Here is a 19,170-nt window from a genome sequence, read left to right as displayed (position 1 = left end):
GACCGGGATGCATTGAGCTGCATCCCGGCGGTTCCCTACCTAATGGTCATCGCCCCCTCTGGCGATTTTTCTTACTTCCACGCTGTTACCTTCCCCTTGCAATACGGGAGAACCTTTGGCAAATGCCACTGCCTCTTCTACAGAATCGGCTTTGACGATAATATATCCTCCCAGCGTTTCCTTGATGTCACCAAAAGGGCCATTGGTAACCACCTTGTCATCTTTTGTGGCCATTACCACATGGGCATCTTCAAAAGGAAGACCGTTGCCTTCAACAAACTTCCCTTGGGCAGCTATGGTGTCAATCCAGTCCATTGTCTGTTTCATCCATACCTGGATCTGTTCCGGAGAAGCGACGGCTTTGCCATCCTGATGCCGGAAAATCAACATGAATTCATTCATATCATTAACTTTTTAAATTGGATTGCCTTTCAGCAAATTAATTAAAATATCTATAGGGATGACAAATGAGCATAGAGCAATTGGACAGACTTTACTAGAAAAAATTGAAACTAATTCCTTATATCGGTGTCTTTTGAGCGGTATGATCGATAAAAAAGTTCTCCCAAAAAAGCGATTCATGGAGTGTCTTGATATTCAATAAATAAAAGATTACATAACGATTTTATATAATTATTTTTGTATCTTAAAGGCTAAAAAACGTATATTGCATGGGTTTAACTTTAGATTTATTTTATGAGAAAATATTTCATATTCCTCGTGATGGCAGCCATGGTGATGGCTTGTTCCGTAGATGATGGGCCCGGCAACCCACCGGTCAATGAGGATCCCGATGATGAGGATCCGGTTGACCGCGATCCGAGTATTGTGGTTCCTTTCATTCCAGGAACAAGAATAGTTTTTGCTCCCCAAGATGAGGCTGGGGAGAGATTGGGTACTTCTGACTCATACTCGAAGGAGTTAAGCAGGTTCGATTTGATTTCCAGAACCAAGAACAAGGCCAGCAACAAAGAGGAGGATTATCTGAATTTTGCCTCTCAGCAGGCCTTGGCATGGACGGACGAGGAGAAGAACACGCTAAGGGAACGGATCTTGGCATTAAAGGCCCGAATCGAAAACATGGGGCTTAAGCTGGAATTCCCTTCTGAAATCCTCCTGGTCAAGTCTACGATGCAGGAAGAGGGTGGTGCCATCACTTACACACGGGAAAATTATATTGTGGCAAGGGGAATTGTCGCGGAAAGTTTTCTCGCGCATGAGCTGTTCCATATCCTTACCCGGCACAAACCCGACCGAAGGAAGGAGCTATATGAAACCATTAACTTTCATGAGAGCAACCGCATCAGCTATCCTGATGCCATTAGGGAGATGGTAATCACCAATCCCGATGCACCCTTTTTGGAACACACCATCACAGTCAAAATTGATAATGTAGATGAAGAAGTAGTATTTATTTTGATTTCTGAAGAAGAGTGGGACGGAGGATCGTTTTTTACCTATATGAAGCAACGGCTCATGTATATAGAAGAGGTCTCTGCAAAAAAACAGGCCAAGCTGGTGGAAAACATGCCGGTCTTAAGGAACTTTGCGGCGGCTACCGACCTGAAGCAAAAAATCGGTACCAACACCACGTACACCTTGCATCCGGAAGAAATACTGGCGGAGCATTTTGTAATGCTGGTATTGGAAAATGAAGTTCCGGAACCTTCTTTTATAGATGCCATGAAGCAAGTGTTAACAAAATGACTCAACCCTTCTAAAACCCCTACTTCCCCTTAAAGATAATCTTTAAGGGTTTTTTTATAAGGAAACCTACGGAAAGTTCCCATAAAAGATCAGATCAATTAGGTGGAGGCAAACCCGGTAAAATTTTTACAATGGGATTACGAAATAGATGCTTACCTTGACAAGAGATTAGGTACCGCATTTTGGGATAAAAAAATATAATTTAATTCGAATCCATGTTCAAACTCGGTCTCTATTTACGAAAAATCAGGGAGCACCGGAGACTTTCTTTAGAAAAGGTAGCAGAATACCTGGAAATCCGTTCCAGTCTTTTAATGGATATTGAATCCGGTAAACAAATTCCATCTAAAAGGCTCCTGTTGCAATGGGGTGGCTTATTCTCCATGGATGAAATCGAACTATTGCAAAACTACCAAAAACAAAGAATCCAGCACGAGCTGAACGGAAAAACCGATGGATTGAGAGCAACGACCGGGATCACTGTCAATGCCCCTCAGGCTTTTCCCACCAGGCATCAAAACATGATACATGAATTAACGGAGTTGACTGAGCGGGATCTGGTCATCAAGGTACATAAACCCCTATATCCGCTCAACCAATATATTGAAAGCATTACTTACTATCATGGAAGGCGGCCTGATTATAGCTGGGAAAGGGTAATACCGGATGGAATGACACAATTGTTAATCCACCTCAACGACGGACAATCCAGATGGGTCTCCCGAAACGAAGCCGATAGGACGGTTTGTGGTGGCACCTCGGTAATGGGCATGCAGAATCAATATTTATCTCACCAAGTTTCTCCGAATGAAAGAACGATCATGGTGAGATTCCGTATTGGCGCGCTTTATGCCTTTACAGGCATCTCCCAATCGGAACTGTCGGATAAAATCACTGACGGGGCAGCCCTCTTTGGGAAAAAAATTGCCCATTTGCGGGAAAAAATCGGAGAGCATGAAGATCCGCAGGAAATATTTTCCCTGATTGACCGATTTCTACTTTTGGAATTGAAAAAGCAGGATTTTCAGAAAAACGCCGTCATAGATTATATGATCGCCAATATAAACCAACCTTATGCTTTTTTGATAAAGAAAACGGGGTATTCGCAGAAACACCTGATCCAACTTTTCAAAAAACACGTGGGTACAACTCCCAAATACCTACAACGCATTATGCGGTTTGCCGGGATTATGGAAAAACTTCAGCTGGCTGACAAAAACCCGGATTGGATGGATGTGGTCTACCGGCATCAGTACCATGATCAGGCCCACTTTATCAAGGACTTTTCTCATTTTATGGGTATGAGCCCCGGCAGATATATGGAGTCCGGTAACACCTGTTCAAGATTTATCCGTATGCGCTGAAACGGTAAATATTTTACAATATCGGGATGAATATCTTGGGGATTTTTGCACCATACCAATTATTCTTCCCATGAGAGAAATACAGCACACCACTGCGGGAAATGGAAGAAAGCATCTTCCCCCTGCAGGCAAAAAATGGCTTTTAGGCCTTTATGACCCTCTTTCCAAATTATTTGGTGTCAATAAAAACCGGAGAAAACTAATTGAATTGGCCCGATTACAGGAAGGTCATAAGGCGTTGGATATCGGTTGTGGCACCGGCACGCTGATTTTAAACATTAAGCAGCGATATCCTGACATAGAGATTATAGGTTTAGACCCTGATTCCCATGCGCTGGCTTTGGCCAGATGGAAGGCGAAAAAAGCCGGCTTTCAGATCTCTTTAGACAAAGGCTTTTCTGATAATCTACCCTATCCTGACTTGAATTTTGACCGGGTTTTTTCATCGTTTATGCTGCATCATCTGGACATGGAACAAAACTTGGCCACCCTGCGCGAAGCCCTCCGGGTATTAAAGCTAAATGGGGTCATGTTACTGGTGGATTTTGACGCGCAGAGTCATGACGCGGGCAAATTTGTAAGGCATGGCCGGAAAGCACAAAGGCCTTCGATTATAGAAGAAGTAATCCGCACTGCCAACGTTCCAAAGTTCGAAAGGCTCTTCGAAAAGCCAACCATTTTTGGAACCATTGGCTATTACCTCATCCACAAAAGTCCAAAAAATCAATGAATAATATGCTCAAAAGGTTTTTTACGATGGCAATGGCCATAATGCTACTGACGGTCATCCATCATCTCTACGGAGCAGCTATATACAGTGCCCCATTCCGATTACATGTCGTATATTTTGCCGCGCCGGTTATGCTGCTGTTATCGGCCTGCCACGTGGTATATCACCGGTATCCAAAAAGTAAACTTGGAACAGCCGCCATATTGCTGCTCCTCTTGATAGGCACCGGCATTCCTATGGTCCTCATAGGAATCATTGAGGGCGGCTATAACCATCTGGTCAAAAACCTGGTCTATTTTGGAGGAGCCTCTGAGGAAACCTTTAGAAGATTATTTCCCGGCCCAAATTATGAAATACCCAGTGACTTTTTGTTTGAGTTTTCGGGTATGCTTCAATTTATAATGGCCATGTACGCCGTCCCTGTTTTGTATTCATCGGTTAAAAAATTAATGGTTTTCCCGTTCATCCAAGCAAACCGGCTAAAATGAAACCTTTTATTTTGAAATGGCTTATTCCGTCAGCTTTTTTAAAACCGAATTATAAATTTGCAAGTCTTCGGTTCTAAAAAGCACAAAACGGATATGTCCCAATGAAGACAGGTTGGTCAATTCATCCAGAATGCTCTTCAACGCCACCTTGGCGGCTGCTTCTACAGGATAACCAAAAACACCGGTGGAAATGGCCGGAAAGGCAACCGATTTTAGCTGGTACTCCTCCGCAAGTCGCAATGCATTTCGATAACAGTCCGCCAACAGCTTGTCGGAGGGTTCATCCTGTCCGTAAACTGGACCCAGGCAGTGAATCACATAGCTGTTGGGGAGACGGTGCCCTCCGGTGATGACCGCCTGGCCCGGTTTTATGGGCGCTTGTCTACGGCTTTCCTCCTCAAGACCTGGTCCTGCTGTCCGGTGGATGGCTCCGGCCACACCCCCTCCCATTCGGAGTTGGGCATTGGCGGCATTCACTACCGCATCCATGTTGGGTTGATTAGCAATGTCTCCCTGGATACACTCAATGGATATGTTATGGATGACTGCTTTCATGGTGAGTATGTTTTTGGGTTGTCATAAAGTTCTAGATCGAGGCAGAGCAGATAGATAATTGTAGTGGCTTAGTTCAATGTCCAAAACTGATCCAATCAGCTGTGTCTTTTGTGCCCGGGCGGGTTGAACCTGGTTTGCACTTCCACGCCATTCACCAATGTTTGGTAGACGACACAATATCTTTCGGTCAATTTGAAAAGGTTATCGATCTGCTCCTGGCCTGCACCGGTATCGAGATCAAATACCAAACGAATGGATTTGAAACCCACCGGTACGTTTTTATCCACGCCCAAGGTTCCCCTAAAATCCAAATCCCCCTCCGCTTTAATGCTGCAATCTTTGATGTCGACCCCGATCGCGGTGGCTACCGCATTCATGGTAACCCCGGCACAGGCCACCAAAGCCTGCAAAAGGAGGTCTCCTGAGCAGGCCATCATGCCTGTTCCACCGGTAGCCGGATGCAACCCCGCCTGAACAAGTGCCTGAGCGGTTTCGACGTTACAGGATATTCCTTCTCCCAGTTTTCCTTCAGCACGCAAAACAATCGTGGCAGACTCCGGATTCTCCCGGTATTTTTTCTTTAATGGTGCTTGAATAAGCTTAAGTTCGGTCCCATTCATGGATTGTCAATATGATTTGGTGTATATACCTTTCTCTCCGGCAAAAGACGATTCAGCATGTTCAATCCCCTGGTTCATCGGTCTTGAATACTGACTGCTTTGTTTTCTTTATGTCAGCCTGGCCAAAGTTTGGTCGTAAGTATCTAAAATCGTGAAAAAGCTTTTCCAAAGGTTAGAACTTTGGAAAAGCCACCATTTTTTATCCATGGAAAAACAGATAACTGCCTTTGTCGATCAGCGCATCTGCCAATTGTCTTCTTAGCGCTTTTGGATTTAGGGTATCCATTTTGGCAAACCGCTTCAAGCCCATGAGCAGTACCTTCTGTTCATCCCCTGAGGTAAAGGAGAGAATCGCCTCCTTGCCCGCGGCCTGGATTTTCTGTACGGCCTCGTACAGGTAAACCCGGGTAGCTGCCAGATGCATGGCCACAGCATCCTCACCTTTCATCTCCAAAAGTTTCTCTGTACGCAGCAGCGTCGACTCCGCGGCATAAATCTCTGTCATGATATCCGCCAGGCTCATCATGATTTCCTGCTCACTTTCCAACTTGTCCTGCAACGATTCGACTGCCCTGCCCCCAATCATGAGAAAAGCTTTTTTCAGTTTTTTCAGTACCTCTTTCTCTGCTGCAAGGAGCAGTGAGGTGTCTGGCTGTTCGAAACTGGGTACAGATTTAAGCTCCTCTCCTACGGCGGTGGCAGGTCCCATTAGGTCTATTTCTCCTTTCAGAGCCCGCCTCAGAAGCATTCCTACCATAAGGATCCGGTTGATTTCATTTGTACCTTCATAAATCCGGGATATCCTTGCATCCCGGTAGGCCCGTTCCATAGGCGCCTCGGCCGAATAGCCCATTCCCCCATATATCTGCACACCTTGGTCAGTTACGAAGTCCAAAACTTCCGAACCATGTACCTTGGCAATGGCACATTCGATGGCGAACTCCTCGACCCCCTTTAACTTGGCTTTCGCCGGATCCATGCCCTCATCCTCCAAGACGGCCATCCTGTCCTCAATATCCTGGCCTGCCCGATAGCAAAGCGACTCACAGGCATAGGTGCGAATTGCCATTTCCGCCAGTTTTGATTTGATGGCACCGAAACTGTTGATAGCCACACCGAATTGTTTCCGCTCCGAGGAATACTGCAGACATTGTTTTAACACCCTTCTGCATCCGCCCAGCACACCGGCACCAAGCTTTATGCGTCCGATGTTGAGAATGTTCACGGCTATTTTAAAACCATTGCCTCTTTCTGAAAGCATATTTTCCACTGGCACCTTGCAATCATTGAAAAACACCTGCCTGGTAGAAGAGCCTTTTATCCCCATTTTCTTTTCCTCTTCATTCATGGTTATGCCACCAAAGGTCCTTTCCACAAGAAAAGCCGACAGGTTTTTGTCATCGTCTACTTTTGCGAAGACAATAAACAGGTCTGCAAAACCGGCATTGGTAATCCACATTTTCTGCCCATTGAGAAGGTAGTGCTTACCATCTTCTGTAAGGGTCGCCTTGGTCTTTCCGCTGTTCGCATCAGATCCCGCATCCGGTTCAGTCAGACAATAGGATGCCGCCCATTCTCCAGTTGCGAGTTTAGGCAGGTATTTTTGCTTTTGTTCCTCCGTTCCATAATACAGGATGGGTAATGTACCAATACCCGATTGGGCACCGTAAGTAGTGGAAAATGAGCCCGCTGCACCAATGATGTCCGCAATCAGCATGGAGGTGTTGAAACTCATGCCCAAGCCACCGTATGTTTCAGGCACCGATATGCCCAGGAGTCCCATCTCTCCCGCTTTCTTGAGAATCCCGGGTACCAAATCAGGATTTTGCATGCTGTCGATCTCCACTATTTTGGGCATGATCTCCGTATCCACGAAGTCCTGACAGGCCTGTGCCATCATCTGCTGCTCTTCCGTAAACATTTCCGGAACGAATATGTTTGCCGCATCCGTTTCCTTGATGAGGTATTCACCTCCGTTGATTGAATTTTTAGATATGGTTGTCATCGTTTTTTAGTTTTGAGTTTTTGATTCCTTTGGGAACCATGGGAAATTTCCGAAAAATGAGCATATTCTTTATAAGACCCACTTTTGTTCTCCTGCACAAGTTGGGAAGAAACCGATAAGGCAACTTCCCTTATTCGGAAAATCGGTCCGGACCTTTCATAGGAAAGAACATTCCCGGAGATCTGACCGACAGGTCTTTTCCAAACATCCAATTCTCTATCTCTGTGCATATGAAAAACTTTTAAGATTTAAAAAAAGAATCTTATTCCTTTAGTCCGGTATGTTTCACTTCAACAACTCAATCACCCCGGCAACCCCCTGACCACCCCCGACACAGGCAGTCACAAGACCATATTTCGCCTGGCGTTTCCGGAGCTCGTTGATGATCTGAACCGTGAGTTTGGCACCTGTACATCCTAAAGGATGGCCGAGGGCCACCGCACCACCATTGACGTTGACGATATCCGGGTTAAGGTCCAGGGCCTTGATCACCGCCAAAGCCTGGGCCGCAAAGGCTTCGTTCAGCTCCACCAAGTCAATGTCATTTTGGGACAGACCTGCCTGCTTGAGGGCTTTTGGGACAGCTTCTTTGGGTCCGATGCCCATGATCCGGGGTTCCACTCCTGCCACACTATAAGAAACCAATCGGGCTATGGGTTCAAGATTAAGCTCTTTGACCATTTTCTCGGACATTACCATCACAAAAGCCGCCCCATCGGAAGTTTGTGAGGAGTTGCCGGCAGTCACCTGACCACCTTGCTTGAAAGCGGGTTTAAGATTGGCCAGTACTTCCGTATTGGTACCCTTCCTGGGGCCCTCATCCGTATCCACTGTAAATTTTCTGGTTTTCCTTTTGAGGTTTTCATCCAAATAGGTTTCCTCTATTTCCACGGGGACGATCTCATCCTTGAACCTACCTTCGGCGATGGCCTTTAAGGCTTTTTCATGGGATCCTACCGAAAAAAGGTCTGAATCCTCCCTGCTGATGTCATAATCTTTTGCCAGTTCCTCGGCAGTGAGCCCCATACTGAGGTAGTAATCGGGCGTTTTTGAAGCTATGTTCCAGTTCAGTGCCGTTTTATATCCCATCATAGGTACCAAAGACATGGATTCGGTCCCGCCGGCGATAATGCAGTCAGCCATGCCGTTTTTGATTTTTGCCGTTGCCAAAGCAATGGCTTCCAGGCCGGATCCGCAATAACGGTTCACAATAAAACCGGGGTTGTCCTCACCTAAAGCCAGCAGGGATATCATCCTTCCCATCTGCATGCCCTGCTCTGCTTCCGGAATGGCGTTGCCTACGATAAGGTCATCCACCATTTTGTTTTCCACACCAGGTGTGTGTTCCATGAGGTATTTGATGACATCTACTGCCAGGTCATCAGGACGGTAAAAGCGAAAACCTCCTTTTTTGGCTTTCCCCACCGCCGATCTATATCCGTTGATTATGTATGCCTCCATAAGTATCTTATATTTCGGTTTATTGAAGAATTATTTTTTTGAGTATCCGGCATCATGATTTGAGTATCAAATAGGCTGAAGGCTTTAAATCGATGGCCAGTTTTGGGTTTCCAATCTCCATCTATTTCTGTGAAAACAGCCTCAGTAATCAATCCGGTCCGTTTTAAACCCAAGCTTTCCTGATGCTTGATACCATATACTATGTACTGATTTAATTTCTAAGGGGTTTTCCTTTGAACAGTATGCTATGTATCCTTTCAAGTGTCTTTTTCTCTCCCGTCAGACTGAGGAATGCTTCCCTTTCCAAATCAAGAAGGTATTGTTCGCTTACTTCTGTTGGTGAAGACAAATCCCCACCGCTCATCACCCAAGCGAGTTTTCGGGCGATTTTGGCATCGTGCTCAGAGATATACGCCCCATAGCGCATGCCGCTGATTCCCGCCTCAAATAGGGCCAAAGCCGTTTTTCCCAACACCCGGATATTGGTCTGCTGGGTAGGTTGGGTATACCCCGCATCATAGAGCCCAATCACTTTTTCCTTGGCTTCGGCCAATTGCCGCTTTCTGTTCAGGGTAACAGCATCCTTCTTTTCCAAGTATCCCAACCCTCTTGCCTCTTCTGCTGACGTGGATACTTTGGCCGTGGCGATATTCATAAAGGTGTCCTGCAAACGATTCAACTCCACATCCCCTTGGATGATCGAATTGGCAAACCTGCGTGTCATTTCCTTGGTCCCTCCCCCAGCTGGAATAAGGCCTACTCCTACTTCCACAAGACCCATATACAGTTCCGCATGTGCCTGTATCGCATCCGCATGCAAAGAAAGCTCGCATCCTCCTCCCAAAGCCATATTATGCGGTGCCACCACCACCGGGACAGAGGAGAACCTCGCCCGCATCATGGTATTTTGGAACTGCGCGATCATCAAATTGATTTCATCGAATTCCTGATCACCTGCATACATATAAAGCATGGCAAGGTTGGCACCTGCGGAAAAATTTGCCCCCTCGTTTCCGATAACCAGTCCTTTGTGGGATTTTTCGGCCATGCTGATCCCGGTGTTGATCCCTTCAATCACCTCAGCTCCCAGGGAGTTCATTTTGGTATGGAATTCCAGTCCAATCACCTCATCTCCCAAATCATACACACTGGCGCCTGCATTGCCCCACAGCTTTTTGTTGGCTGCTTTTAAGGTGTCCAGTAGGATAAAATCCTCCAATCCGGGAATTTCTTTATAGGACTTGCTCTCCACATCATAATAGTGTTTTTTGCCCTTTTGTACCTTATAGAAGGAATGGTGGCCCGCCTCCAACATTTCATAAACCCACTGCGCCGGTTTTTCGCCGGCTTTCTCCATGTTTTCGACAGTCTCTTTCACCCCAAGGATATCCCAATTTTCAAAAGGTCCATATTCCCATCCAAAACCTGCACAAACCGCTTGGTCGATTCGATAAAGTTCATCAGCAATTTCCGGGATCCTGAAGGAACAATAGCGAAAAAGGTCATAAAACGTAGCTCTGTAAAACTCCCCTGCTTTGTCGTCAAAGTTCACCAAAAAACGGATGCGCTCTTTAATATCTTCTATTCCTTTGGAACCTTCCAATGCTTTGAATTTGGGCTTCTCTGCATCCTTATATTCAAAAGTCTTGAAATCTATTTCCTTGAGTTCCTTTCTGCCGTCCTTATGCCTGATCATGTGAAAAAAGCCTTTGCCACTTTTGTCACCATACCAGCCATGCTCATGGAGCACTTGCACGCTCTTGGGAAGCCTGAACTTTTCCCGGGACTCATCATGTTCCAAAACCTTATAAAGGTTGTTGGCGACATTCACCGTGGTATCCAAGCCAACCACGTCCAAGGTCCGGAAAGTTGCTGATTTTGCCCTTCCTATGATGGTGCCGGTAAGCTTGTCTACTTCCGATACCCCCAGCCCCATTTGTTCAATGGTATGAATTCCCGATATAATGGCATAAACACCTATCCGGTTGGCAATAAAAGCCGGTGTATCTTTGCACAGAACGGTTTCCTTTCCCAAAAAACGATCCCCATAATCCATCAAAAAATCAACAATTTCCGGTTTCGTGCTTGGGCCGGGAATAATTTCCAGAAGCCGCAGGTATCTCGGTGGATTAAAAAAATGGGTGCCTGCAAAACAAGCCTGGAAATCCTCGGAACGCCCATTGCACATAAGGTTCATGGGAATCCCAGAGGTATTGGAAGTGATCAAGGTTCCTGGTTTGCGGTGCTGTTCCACTTTTTCAAACAATGATTGCTTGATTTCCAGTTTTTCCACGACCACCTCTATGACCCAATCATAATCTTTAATTTTAGGAAGGTCGTCCTCAAAATTGCCTGTACTGATCCTCTCTGCAAATGAGTTTTCAAAAATGGGTGATGGTTTTGATTTGAGGGTTTGTTGCAATGCTTCATTGACAACCCTGTCGCGCACTTCTTTACTTTCGAGACTAAGATTTTTTCTGCTTTCTTCCTCATTGAGCTCTTTGGGCACGATGTCCAGTAAAAGGACCTGTACCCCGATATTAGCGAAGTGACAGGCTATTCTGGAACCCATTACCCCGGAACCCAAAACGGCTATTTTTCTAATGGTTCGTTTCATAATTGGTTCTGTGGTTTATCGATTTGTTCATGTACATGATTGACGACTTGATTTATTTTTTCGAAAATGACAAAGAAGGCCTTGAATTCGTCCTGGGAGAGCTTGTCTCTTACCTGTTTGTTGAATTGCTTGATGGTTTCTACCGATATGGCCTTTTTTCGCTTCCCTTCCTCTGTTAAAAAGACCCGTACAGAGCGTTTGTCCTGGAGATCCGGCTTTTTCACAATAAGGCCCTTTTCTTCCATGGTTTTGAGCATGCGGGTAAGACTCCTTGATTCCAAGCCCATCATAGGCGCGATTTTGGTAGCCGGCGTCCCCTCACTGGAATTAATATTGATTAAAACGAATCCAATAGAAGTCGTGATGTCTTCCTGCATTGCCTTCTGATTGTACATTCTCGCGATGGAATGCCAACATGCCTTGATATGATAGTCTACGGTTTCTTCCTTTTTCATCACCAGATATAATGCCTTCTCCGAATACTTTAAATTTAATAAAAAAAATTATGCATGCATAATAAAATTGAGATAAGAATAATGAAGGATACTCGCCATGCTTTATCAACAGGGTATTATTTATAGTAATTATTTTTAAAAATTTAAAAGTTATTACAGTTATTATAGCGTGGATATGTGGGTAACTTTTTTGGAAATGTGTTTTGCACCGTCCACGATGTTCCATGCCAGCTTGTTCACGGATAATTCACAAATAATTAACATAAAATAAACTTGTAATCAAATGGTTATGATTTTAAGCGAAAAAATGTGGATAGATACTCGTTATGGAGTTGTTGTTAAATAGCAGTGGGTACTGTTGTGGATAGGGGTCGATAATAGGAGGGTTTTCCCCAGGGAAAGTGGGAATGACAGAAAGTGGAAGTTTTGACGTTTGCGGGATGTGGATTATTGGTCGGTTTTGGGAGCTTTATCCACGGGTGTTTCATTTTTTTCCACAGCTTGTTCTTCTATGGGCGGCAGGTCATCTTCTGGGCTGGGCATGTAGATACCGGAATCCCGCTTGGGTTTAATGATGATATTATTTAAAGTCCAGCCTCCTCTCAGAAGAAATTCGTCTTTCCGGGTTTCTTCATCTATAAAATAATAAACGGGTTCAGGTTGCCGGTTTTCTTCATAATTTCCAGGATCCCATCTTTTGTTTTTATTTCTATCAATGATGGCGCGGAGCTTATAATCTCCTGCTTCAATAAAGGTAAATTCAAATGAATTTGTCTCTTGAAGGTATATTTCCTGAAGGATTTCTTCTTTTTTATTGAGTAGCTGTACGATTATAGGCCGTTCTTCTGTGTCTACGGTTCCGGTGATTCCATCGGCCAGACTTTCTTGTTTTAGCTTTTTGTAATTGGCTTCGAGTTTATTTTTGTTCCATATATTTTGAACATCCTGAAAAGTAGAGTCTGCGGCGAAAACCGTGAAAGTCTCATGTTTTATCGTGTCGGGAACGGTTATATTAATTAATAACTTAGTTCTTTTGGCGCTGTCCGGTAAATGCAGATTTTCTTCGGTGATGGGTATAATGCCAGCAGTGTCGTATTTAACGAATAACGAATCATAGTTTATTTTGAGCAGGGGCTTATTGAATGTAAGTTCTGCTTTGAGGTTTCTAAGGAAACTTTTACCACTGTTACTGGTGATTTCCAGCTCTTCTTTTTTCCTATCACTGGTTTCGAAGTGGGCATAAAGGGTGGTGTCAACCGTAAAGCCTACTGAATCCTTGAGGATGATTTGAACTTGTGTGCTGTCATCTCTCATTTCCGTATGGTATAACCTGAGATTTTTATCCGACAGTCTCGAGAAAAGTTTTTCGTTTTTGTCGGGATGGATAATTTCATAATCTGAGATAGGTTTACTGATAATCACATCGAAATTATTCCCACTGGGTCCGCTTCGGTTTATTTTAAGTTCTGATAAATCTCCTCTAAACAGATTGATATGAACATCTGAAACATCCTGTTGTATGTTTACCGGATCCGGCAGGAATCCATAGGCTTCGTTTCTGAATTCAGCTTTCAGTGAGTTGTTGTCATCGTGCCAGGCATATGCGCGGTATTTTCCTGCCTTTATGTTTGTAATTAGAAACCTGCCAGCCGTGTCTACCTGACTGATATAATAGGGAAGATCGGTGAAAAGATCTGTGGTGTCTTCAAGGTTATATAGACCTATAAGAATATCCTTAAAATCTTTGTTTCTGTCGGGGAAGATGTAGTCCACTCTGCCACTGAAGCGCAGACTGTCTATCTCGTTTCCTGTTGAGAATACCAGACGTAGATTTTCTGTGGGGTTGCTTTCGGTGATATCCTGTATGCTTTTTTGAAAATTAAAAACATATGTGGTACTTTCTTCCAGTTCCTGGTTTAATTTGATATTGACCCTGTTTCTTGTTGCCAGGAACTCCACTTCGTCTCCGTTTATTTTTGGAGTAATGATAATCTGTTTGGTAGGGTTATCCAGTTTTATAAATTCGCTGAAGACGAGGTTGATTTCGCTTGGTTTGATGTTGGTCGATTCACTTTTTGGATCGGATTCCAGGAGTTTTGGGGGTGTTTCATCTTTGGGGCCTCCCATGGGTGAACTCTGCTTCGCGCATGAGGAAACCAGGATCGAAAAAATGATTGCGGAAATAAAAAGATAGCTGGTCTTATTCATTTTTTCTTTAGAATAAACAATAAGCTGGAATAGTCATTAGTTTTCCTGGCTAATTGGTTGAACTTATATCCTTCTAAAGCAGATTTAAATAAATTATTATTCTTGTTAACGATTTTGTTGGATAAAATCGAAATGTAGTATCCATCATATACCATCGGTTTTATCTCTGTTATTTTGAGGTTGTATTTATCCGCGAAGTATTGCATGGAAGTTTTATTGAAATGGTATAAATGCCGGGGCACATCCAAGGCCGCCCAGTTTTCTTTAAATGCCAACGCGTCGGGGGATTGGTTATTAGGCAGTGCAATGAATAAACTTCCTCGTTTTTTCAGCCTCTCCAACAGTATTTTTATGGTTTTATCGAGGTTATGTACGTGTTCCATAACGTGGAACAGGGTGATGGCATCGAATTTTTTGGTTTTAGAGATTTCATCCAAGGTGGAATAAAGGGTAACGTTGTTTTTATTTCTGGCGATTTCCGATGCTTTTTGATTGGGTTCATAGCCTGAAGCCTGCCAGCCATCGGCTTGTGCTGCTTTTAAGAAGTAGCCGGTACCACAGCCGAAATCGAGCAGTTTCCCCTTTTTGCTTGATTTTTCATTTACCCAGTTGACCTTGTTTTTAACAGTAATCTTTCTTACCAGTTTGTATAGGGCATCCGTGACCCCGGTGATTTTATCTTCATGCGAGATATAGGCTTCTGAATTATAATAATCCTGTATATGTTCTTCGTCAGGACGGGGATTAGTAAACCAGAGCCCACAATTGTTGCATTTACAGATGGTAAATGATTCTTGGCTGATGACATGGTCTTTTACGACCATGTGATTAAGAAAAAGCCCACTTTTGCAAAGCGGGCATTTGGTTAATCTTTCGTACATGTTATCTTCCTAAATATACGGTTAGAATAGAAAGATCTGCTGGCGAAACGCCGCTAATCCTTGAAGCCTGTCCCAAAGTTTCGGGTTTGATTTTGGTCAGCTTTTGCCTTCCCTCTGCAGAAAGCGCTTTTATTCCTGCATAATCAAAACCGGTTGGTATTTTGAGATTTTCGAGATTGCCTATTTTTTCAACCATTTGTTTTTCCTTGGCGATATAACTCTCATACTTTATCTGTATCTCTGCCTGTTCCAACACCTCTTTAGGGTATTTTGATAGGTCGGATTTTAGTTGGTTATCCATGTCCATGATGTCCTTCAATCCCATATGAGGTCTTTTTAAAAGCTTGGCCACCGTGATTTTCTCCGCGACAGTGGCAGTGTTTAACTGTTCCAGTTCTTCGTTGATCGTGTCCGGATGCAGTTTTTTTTGTGTCAGTTCTTTGGTCAGCGTTTCAGTTAATTTTCTTTTGAGCAGCATGGCCTGGTATCTTTCTTCTGAGGCCAGACCCTGATCATAACCTAACCCGGTTAACCTAAGATCGGCATTATCCTGTCGAAGGAGAAGCCTGAACTCAGCCCGTGAGGTAAACATCCTATAGGGTTCCTCCGTGCCTTTGTTGATAAGATCATCTATCAGGACTCCTATATAAGCATCGGATCGTTTGAGCAGAAAGGGGGCTTTTTGATGGACTTTGTTATGGGCATTCATGCCCGCGATCAATCCTTGGGAGGCCGCTTCCTCATAGCCGGTAGTCCCGTTGATCTGTCCAGCGAAGAAAAGACCATCGACCAATTGGGTTTCCAAGGTAAGCTTGAGCTGGGTTGGCGGGAAATAATCGTATTCTATCGCATATCCGGGACGGAACATTTTGGCATTTTCAAACCCGGGTATTTTCCGCAACGCTTCGTATTGCACATCTTCGGGGAGGGAGGTGGAGAAGCCGTTTACGTAAATTTCAACTGTATTCCATCCTTCGGGTTCCACAAATATCTGGTGTCTGTCCCTTTCGGCAAAGCGGTTGATTTTGTCTTCAATCGAGGGGCAGTATCTTGGGCCCAGGCCTTTTATCCGGCCGTTAAACATCGGTGAGCGGCTGAAACCTGTTTCCAATGTTTGGTGGACGTCTTTGTTCGTGTAGGTTATCCAGCAATTTTTCTGCTTTGTGAGCGGAGATGTTTCATCGGCATACGAAAACTTTTCAGGTTGCTCATCACCGTACTGTATCTCCATCCTGGTGTAATCCAGACTTCTGCCGTCCACCCTCGGTGGCGTCCCGGTTTTCATCCTTCCTGCTTCAAAGCCAAGGCTGATTAGGTTTTCGGTAATGCCTTTTGCGGCGGCCTCCCCTGTCCTACCGCCTCCAAATTGTTTTTCACCAATATGGATAAGTCCGTTGAGAAATGTACCGTTGGTAAGAACCACCGATTTGGACTTTATTTCCAGACCGATTCCTGTTCTCACCCCATACACCCTGTTTTCCTTCACCAGAATATCGGTCACCATTTCCTGCCAGAAATCAACGTTAGGAGTCTGTTCCAAGGCCAGTCTCCATTCTTCAGCAAACCGCATCCGGTCGTTTTGTGTTCTGGGAGACCACATGGCGGGACCTTTCGACCTGTTGAGCATTCTAAACTGCACCATGGATTTATCGGAAATAATTCCTGATTTCCCTCCCAATGCATCAATTTCTCTCACGATCTGGCCTTTCGCCACCCCTCCCATAGCGGGATTGCAGGACATTTGAGCTATGGTGTTCATGTTCATGGTACATAACAATACCTTTGAACCCATTTTGGCTGCCGCGTGGGCGGCTTCACAGCCGGCATGTCCTGCCCCTACTACTATTACATCATACTCTGGAAACATATATCCTGATTTAGTGTTCCACGTGGAACATTTTCTTCATTTGTTTATCGGACTGTTCCACGTGGAACATCTTACCGTTAATTTTGGTTCGGTGTTCCACGTGGAACACTTATGGGTTTATCTCTTTATATATATCAAGGGCTTTGTCTTCTTCATTACGCATACCCAAGGATTCTGTTTTGGTTTTATCTCTAAAACCGCAAAGATGCAGCAGTCCGTGGATGATTACCCTTAACAATTCTGTCTGGAACTCGGTATCCAATTTCAACGCGTTTTCCTTTACTCTTTCTGTGCTTATATAAATATCCCCTTCTATGGCGTCTTTACTTTCTGACTGATCAAACGTGATGATGTCGGTATACGTGTCATGATTAAGGAATTGTACGTTTAGATCGTACAGGTATTCATCGCTGCAAAACACATAATTCAGATTTTTGATTTTGTAACCCTTTTGTTCTGCAATTGATTTCAGCCACTGCTTTGTTTTGTTCCTGTGCCTTATACCTGAGGAAACTCCTTCTTCAAAGAAATTGATGGCCATTGTCAGTTCATATAAAAAGTAAGAATGATCTTACTACCATCGTTTTCAAATTCGATCTCATCGCATAAATGTCTCATGATGAAGACCCCCCTTCCCCCGGATTTTTGAATGTTTTCCGGCGAAGTAGGATCACTAAGGTGATGATAGTCGTACCCTTCCCCCTGATCTTCTATTATGAATTTTATCTGATCGTCAAGAAAGCGGAGTTCCAGATTAACGGTTTTCTTGCTGTCCTGTTTGTTGCCGTGGATGATGGCATTACTAACACATTCTGTAACCGATATCATGATATTACCATAAATGTCATCATTGATATGAAACTTTTCTTTAGCATTATCAATGAAGCTCTCAATGATATTTATATTTTCAATTAAAGATGGAATAGAAATTTTAATTGATTTCATTGATTATAATTGTCTTTTACCATGAATATTTTTTGTATTCCATTTAATCAATTTCCAATAATATCGGACAATGATCAGAATGTTTTGCAGCTGTCAATATAGCGGCACGCTTTACCCGCCTGCTGATGGAGGGCGTGGTCATATGGTAATCTATACGCCAGCCCTTGTTATTGGCTCTGGCATTTGCCCGATAACTCCACCAGGTATAATGATGGGGATCGGGGTTTACCAGTCTGAAACTGTCATCAAAACCTGAATTGGTGAATTTATCCATCCATGCCCTTTCCTCCGGCAAGAACCCCGATGAGTTTTTATTGGATACAGGATTATGAATATCTATGGGCTTATGACAGATATTGTAATCACCGCTCCAGATAAGGTTGGGTTTCTCCCGGACCATGTCTTGTGAATACCCGTAGATGTCATCAAGAAACCGGTATTTGAATTCCTGACGCACATCTCCGGTCGTCCCCGAAGGAAAATAAGTGTTGATAAAGGAAATGTCACCATAGTCGGCTCTGATGATTCTGCCTTCATCATCATAAAGGGAATACCCCATACCATATTCGACGTGGTCTGGCACTATCTTGCTGAGAATGGCTACCCCGCTGTAACCCTTTTTAACAGCAGGATGCCAAAATACCTGATACCCCATGTCCTCAAATAAAGTCCTGTCGATCTGGTTGTCTAAGCATTTAACCTCCTGCAAACCGATGATGTCGGGATCAGTGGCGGCCAGCCAGTCGGAAAAGCCCTTTTTAAGGGCCGCGCGAATCCCGTTGACATTGTATGACACCACCCTCATCTGATATCTATTTCAAATTCTTTTTCAAAATATTCCAAAACATGCAGTTTTAGCAGTTTTTCCTGATCAGCACTGTCCAAATGTGGCAATGTTTTTTGTAATTTCCAATGTGGCCATCCATCCTGGTCAATAAAATCCAATTCATAGAAGCCCGATAAACTCAATACTTTGCATGTGGCGATATGCATGAGGTCCTGCTTCTCCTCCTTGGAGAAATGCCTGTTCCCCTTGCCCAGTTCCTGTACACCAATGATAAAGAGTACGGCATTAAGGTCAGAGGGTTTCTTCCCGAACAATTCGGCCAGACCCGTGAGCAGTTTCCCCCAGCGCCTTTCCAAATCCAAATCTTTTTTAAACATTATGGATGATAATATAATATATTGAGTAATGTTCTTTTATCGCATAAACGTTTTTTGTGACCGGCATCCCTTTATTTTTTGGATTAACCGACCAAAATCTTTA

Annotated in this window: 18 protein-coding genes; 4 read left to right on the top strand and 14 right to left on the bottom strand. The window is 44.0% G+C overall.

Annotation, left to right across the window (positions count from 1 at the left end):
• Positions 1-39: 39 nt before the first annotated feature.
• On the bottom strand, positions 40-402 hold the full coding sequence (locus ACFPFU_RS02830; RefSeq protein WP_377061286.1) for a YciI family protein: 363 nt from the start codon (positions 400-402) through the stop codon (positions 40-42).
• 294 nt (positions 403-696) lie between these two features.
• On the opposite strand from ACFPFU_RS02830, the gene ACFPFU_RS02825 reads away from it, so the two are divergent.
• From ACFPFU_RS02825 to ACFPFU_RS02810, 4 genes are all read left to right on the top strand, one after another.
• Positions 697-1,707 (top strand): hypothetical protein, encoded by a 1,011-nt coding sequence (locus ACFPFU_RS02825; RefSeq protein WP_377061284.1) that lies wholly within the window; start codon positions 697-699, stop codon positions 1,705-1,707.
• Between the two features lie 215 nt (positions 1,708-1,922).
• Positions 1,923-3,071 carry a helix-turn-helix domain-containing protein gene (locus ACFPFU_RS02820; protein WP_377061282.1) on the top strand — a complete coding sequence of 383 codons (1,149 nt, stop codon included), beginning with the start codon at positions 1,923-1,925 and terminating at the stop codon, positions 3,069-3,071.
• Between the two features lie 70 nt (positions 3,072-3,141).
• Positions 3,142-3,801 (top strand): class I SAM-dependent methyltransferase, encoded by a 660-nt coding sequence (locus tag ACFPFU_RS02815; RefSeq protein ID WP_377061280.1) that lies wholly within the window; start codon positions 3,142-3,144, stop codon positions 3,799-3,801.
• 5 nt (positions 3,802-3,806) lie between these two features.
• A complete protein-coding gene (locus ACFPFU_RS02810; protein ID WP_377061278.1) occupies positions 3,807-4,289 on the top strand; it encodes a hypothetical protein in 483 nt (160 codons plus the stop codon).
• Positions 4,290-4,310: 21 nt separating this feature from the next.
• On the opposite strand, the gene ACFPFU_RS02805 is transcribed toward ACFPFU_RS02810, so the two are convergent.
• The 13 genes from ACFPFU_RS02805 to ACFPFU_RS02745 form a co-directional block, all read right to left on the bottom strand.
• On the bottom strand, positions 4,311-4,844 hold the full coding sequence (locus tag ACFPFU_RS02805) for a macro domain-containing protein (RefSeq protein ID WP_377061276.1): 534 nt from the start codon (positions 4,842-4,844) through the stop codon (positions 4,311-4,313).
• Between the two features lie 95 nt (positions 4,845-4,939).
• Entirely contained in the window at positions 4,940-5,464 is a 525-nt protein-coding gene (locus ACFPFU_RS02800; protein WP_377061275.1) for an OsmC family protein, read from the bottom strand.
• Positions 5,465-5,663: 199 nt separating this feature from the next.
• Positions 5,664-7,469, bottom strand: a complete 1,806-nt coding sequence (locus ACFPFU_RS02795; RefSeq protein ID WP_377061273.1) for an acyl-CoA dehydrogenase family protein — start codon at positions 7,467-7,469, stop codon at positions 5,664-5,666.
• A gap of 285 nt (positions 7,470-7,754) precedes the next feature.
• Entirely contained in the window at positions 7,755-8,930 is a 1,176-nt protein-coding gene (locus ACFPFU_RS02790) for a thiolase family protein (protein ID WP_377061271.1), read from the bottom strand.
• A 211-nt stretch (positions 8,931-9,141) separates the two neighbouring features.
• Positions 9,142-11,547, bottom strand: a complete 2,406-nt coding sequence (locus ACFPFU_RS02785; RefSeq protein WP_377061270.1) for a 3-hydroxyacyl-CoA dehydrogenase/enoyl-CoA hydratase family protein — start codon at positions 11,545-11,547, stop codon at positions 9,142-9,144.
• Entirely contained in the window at positions 11,544-12,002 is a 459-nt protein-coding gene (locus ACFPFU_RS02780) for a MarR family winged helix-turn-helix transcriptional regulator (protein WP_377061268.1), read from the bottom strand. The genes ACFPFU_RS02785 and ACFPFU_RS02780 overlap by 4 nt, the downstream gene beginning before the upstream one ends.
• 447 nt (positions 12,003-12,449) lie before the next feature.
• Positions 12,450-14,210: an Ig-like domain-containing domain gene (locus ACFPFU_RS02775; RefSeq protein WP_377061266.1), complete on the bottom strand. Its 1,761-nt coding sequence runs from the start codon at positions 14,208-14,210 to the stop codon at positions 12,450-12,452.
• Positions 14,207-15,034, bottom strand: a complete 828-nt coding sequence (locus tag ACFPFU_RS02770) for a class I SAM-dependent methyltransferase (RefSeq protein WP_377061264.1) — start codon at positions 15,032-15,034, stop codon at positions 14,207-14,209. Before ACFPFU_RS02770 ends, ACFPFU_RS02775 begins: the two co-directional genes overlap by 4 nt.
• A 58-nt stretch (positions 15,035-15,092) precedes the next feature.
• Complete coding sequence (mnmG, locus tag ACFPFU_RS02765) at positions 15,093-16,958, bottom strand: tRNA uridine-5-carboxymethylaminomethyl(34) synthesis enzyme MnmG (protein ID WP_377061262.1); 1,866 nt, start codon at positions 16,956-16,958, stop codon at positions 15,093-15,095.
• Between the two features lie 109 nt (positions 16,959-17,067).
• On the bottom strand, positions 17,068-17,499 hold the full coding sequence (gene ybeY / locus ACFPFU_RS02760; protein WP_377061259.1) for an rRNA maturation RNase YbeY: 432 nt from the start codon (positions 17,497-17,499) through the stop codon (positions 17,068-17,070).
• Positions 17,500-17,501: 2 nt separating this feature from the next.
• The gene (locus ACFPFU_RS02755; protein ID WP_377061257.1) at positions 17,502-17,903 is read right to left on the bottom strand and encodes an ATP-binding protein; all 402 of its coding nucleotides are present in this window, start codon (positions 17,901-17,903) and stop codon (positions 17,502-17,504) included.
• A gap of 43 nt (positions 17,904-17,946) precedes the next feature.
• Entirely contained in the window at positions 17,947-18,708 is a 762-nt protein-coding gene (locus ACFPFU_RS02750) for an exodeoxyribonuclease III (protein ID WP_377061255.1), read from the bottom strand.
• Complete coding sequence (locus ACFPFU_RS02745; RefSeq protein WP_377061253.1) at positions 18,705-19,067, bottom strand: hypothetical protein; 363 nt, start codon at positions 19,065-19,067, stop codon at positions 18,705-18,707. Before ACFPFU_RS02745 ends, ACFPFU_RS02750 begins: the two co-directional genes overlap by 4 nt.
• Between the last annotated feature and the right edge of the window lie 103 nt (positions 19,068-19,170).

Origin of the sequence: Negadavirga shengliensis, from assembly GCF_042652345.1 — a bacterium.
In the GTDB taxonomy this organism is placed as follows: domain Bacteria; phylum Bacteroidota; class Bacteroidia; order Cytophagales; family Cyclobacteriaceae; genus Negadavirga; species Negadavirga shengliensis.
The sequence above is the reverse complement of the archived record's forward strand: the minus strand, read 5'-3'. Positions and strand labels throughout refer to the sequence as shown.

Coding starts and splice junctions, on each gene's coding strand:
- ACFPFU_RS02830 (WP_377061286.1), bottom strand. CDS start 402: ATGAATGAATTCATGTTGATTTTCCGGCATCAGGATGGCAAAGCCGTC.
- ACFPFU_RS02825 (WP_377061284.1), top strand. CDS start 697: ATGAGAAAATATTTCATATTCCTCGTGATGGCAGCCATGGTGATGGCT.
- ACFPFU_RS02820 (WP_377061282.1), top strand. CDS start 1,923: ATGTTCAAACTCGGTCTCTATTTACGAAAAATCAGGGAGCACCGGAGA.
- ACFPFU_RS02815 (WP_377061280.1), top strand. CDS start 3,142: ATGAGAGAAATACAGCACACCACTGCGGGAAATGGAAGAAAGCATCTT.
- ACFPFU_RS02810 (WP_377061278.1), top strand. CDS start 3,807: ATGCTCAAAAGGTTTTTTACGATGGCAATGGCCATAATGCTACTGACG.
- ACFPFU_RS02805 (WP_377061276.1), bottom strand. CDS start 4,844: ATGAAAGCAGTCATCCATAACATATCCATTGAGTGTATCCAGGGAGAC.
- ACFPFU_RS02800 (WP_377061275.1), bottom strand. CDS start 5,464: ATGAATGGGACCGAACTTAAGCTTATTCAAGCACCATTAAAGAAAAAA.
- ACFPFU_RS02795 (WP_377061273.1), bottom strand. CDS start 7,469: ATGACAACCATATCTAAAAATTCAATCAACGGAGGTGAATACCTCATC.
- ACFPFU_RS02790 (WP_377061271.1), bottom strand. CDS start 8,930: ATGGAGGCATACATAATCAACGGATATAGATCGGCGGTGGGGAAAGCC.
- ACFPFU_RS02785 (WP_377061270.1), bottom strand. CDS start 11,547: ATGAAACGAACCATTAGAAAAATAGCCGTTTTGGGTTCCGGGGTAATG.
- ACFPFU_RS02780 (WP_377061268.1), bottom strand. CDS start 12,002: ATGAAAAAGGAAGAAACCGTAGACTATCATATCAAGGCATGTTGGCAT.
- ACFPFU_RS02775 (WP_377061266.1), bottom strand. CDS start 14,210: ATGAATAAGACCAGCTATCTTTTTATTTCCGCAATCATTTTTTCGATC.
- ACFPFU_RS02770 (WP_377061264.1), bottom strand. CDS start 15,034: ATGGTCGTAAAAGACCATGTCATCAGCCAAGAATCATTTACCATCTGT.
- mnmG (WP_377061262.1), bottom strand. CDS start 16,958: ATGTTTCCAGAGTATGATGTAATAGTAGTAGGGGCAGGACATGCCGGC.
- ybeY (WP_377061259.1), bottom strand. CDS start 17,499: ATGGCCATCAATTTCTTTGAAGAAGGAGTTTCCTCAGGTATAAGGCAC.
- ACFPFU_RS02755 (WP_377061257.1), bottom strand. CDS start 17,903: ATGAAATCAATTAAAATTTCTATTCCATCTTTAATTGAAAATATAAAT.
- ACFPFU_RS02750 (WP_377061255.1), bottom strand. CDS start 18,708: ATGAGGGTGGTGTCATACAATGTCAACGGGATTCGCGCGGCCCTTAAA.
- ACFPFU_RS02745 (WP_377061253.1), bottom strand. CDS start 19,067: ATGTTTAAAAAAGATTTGGATTTGGAAAGGCGCTGGGGGAAACTGCTC.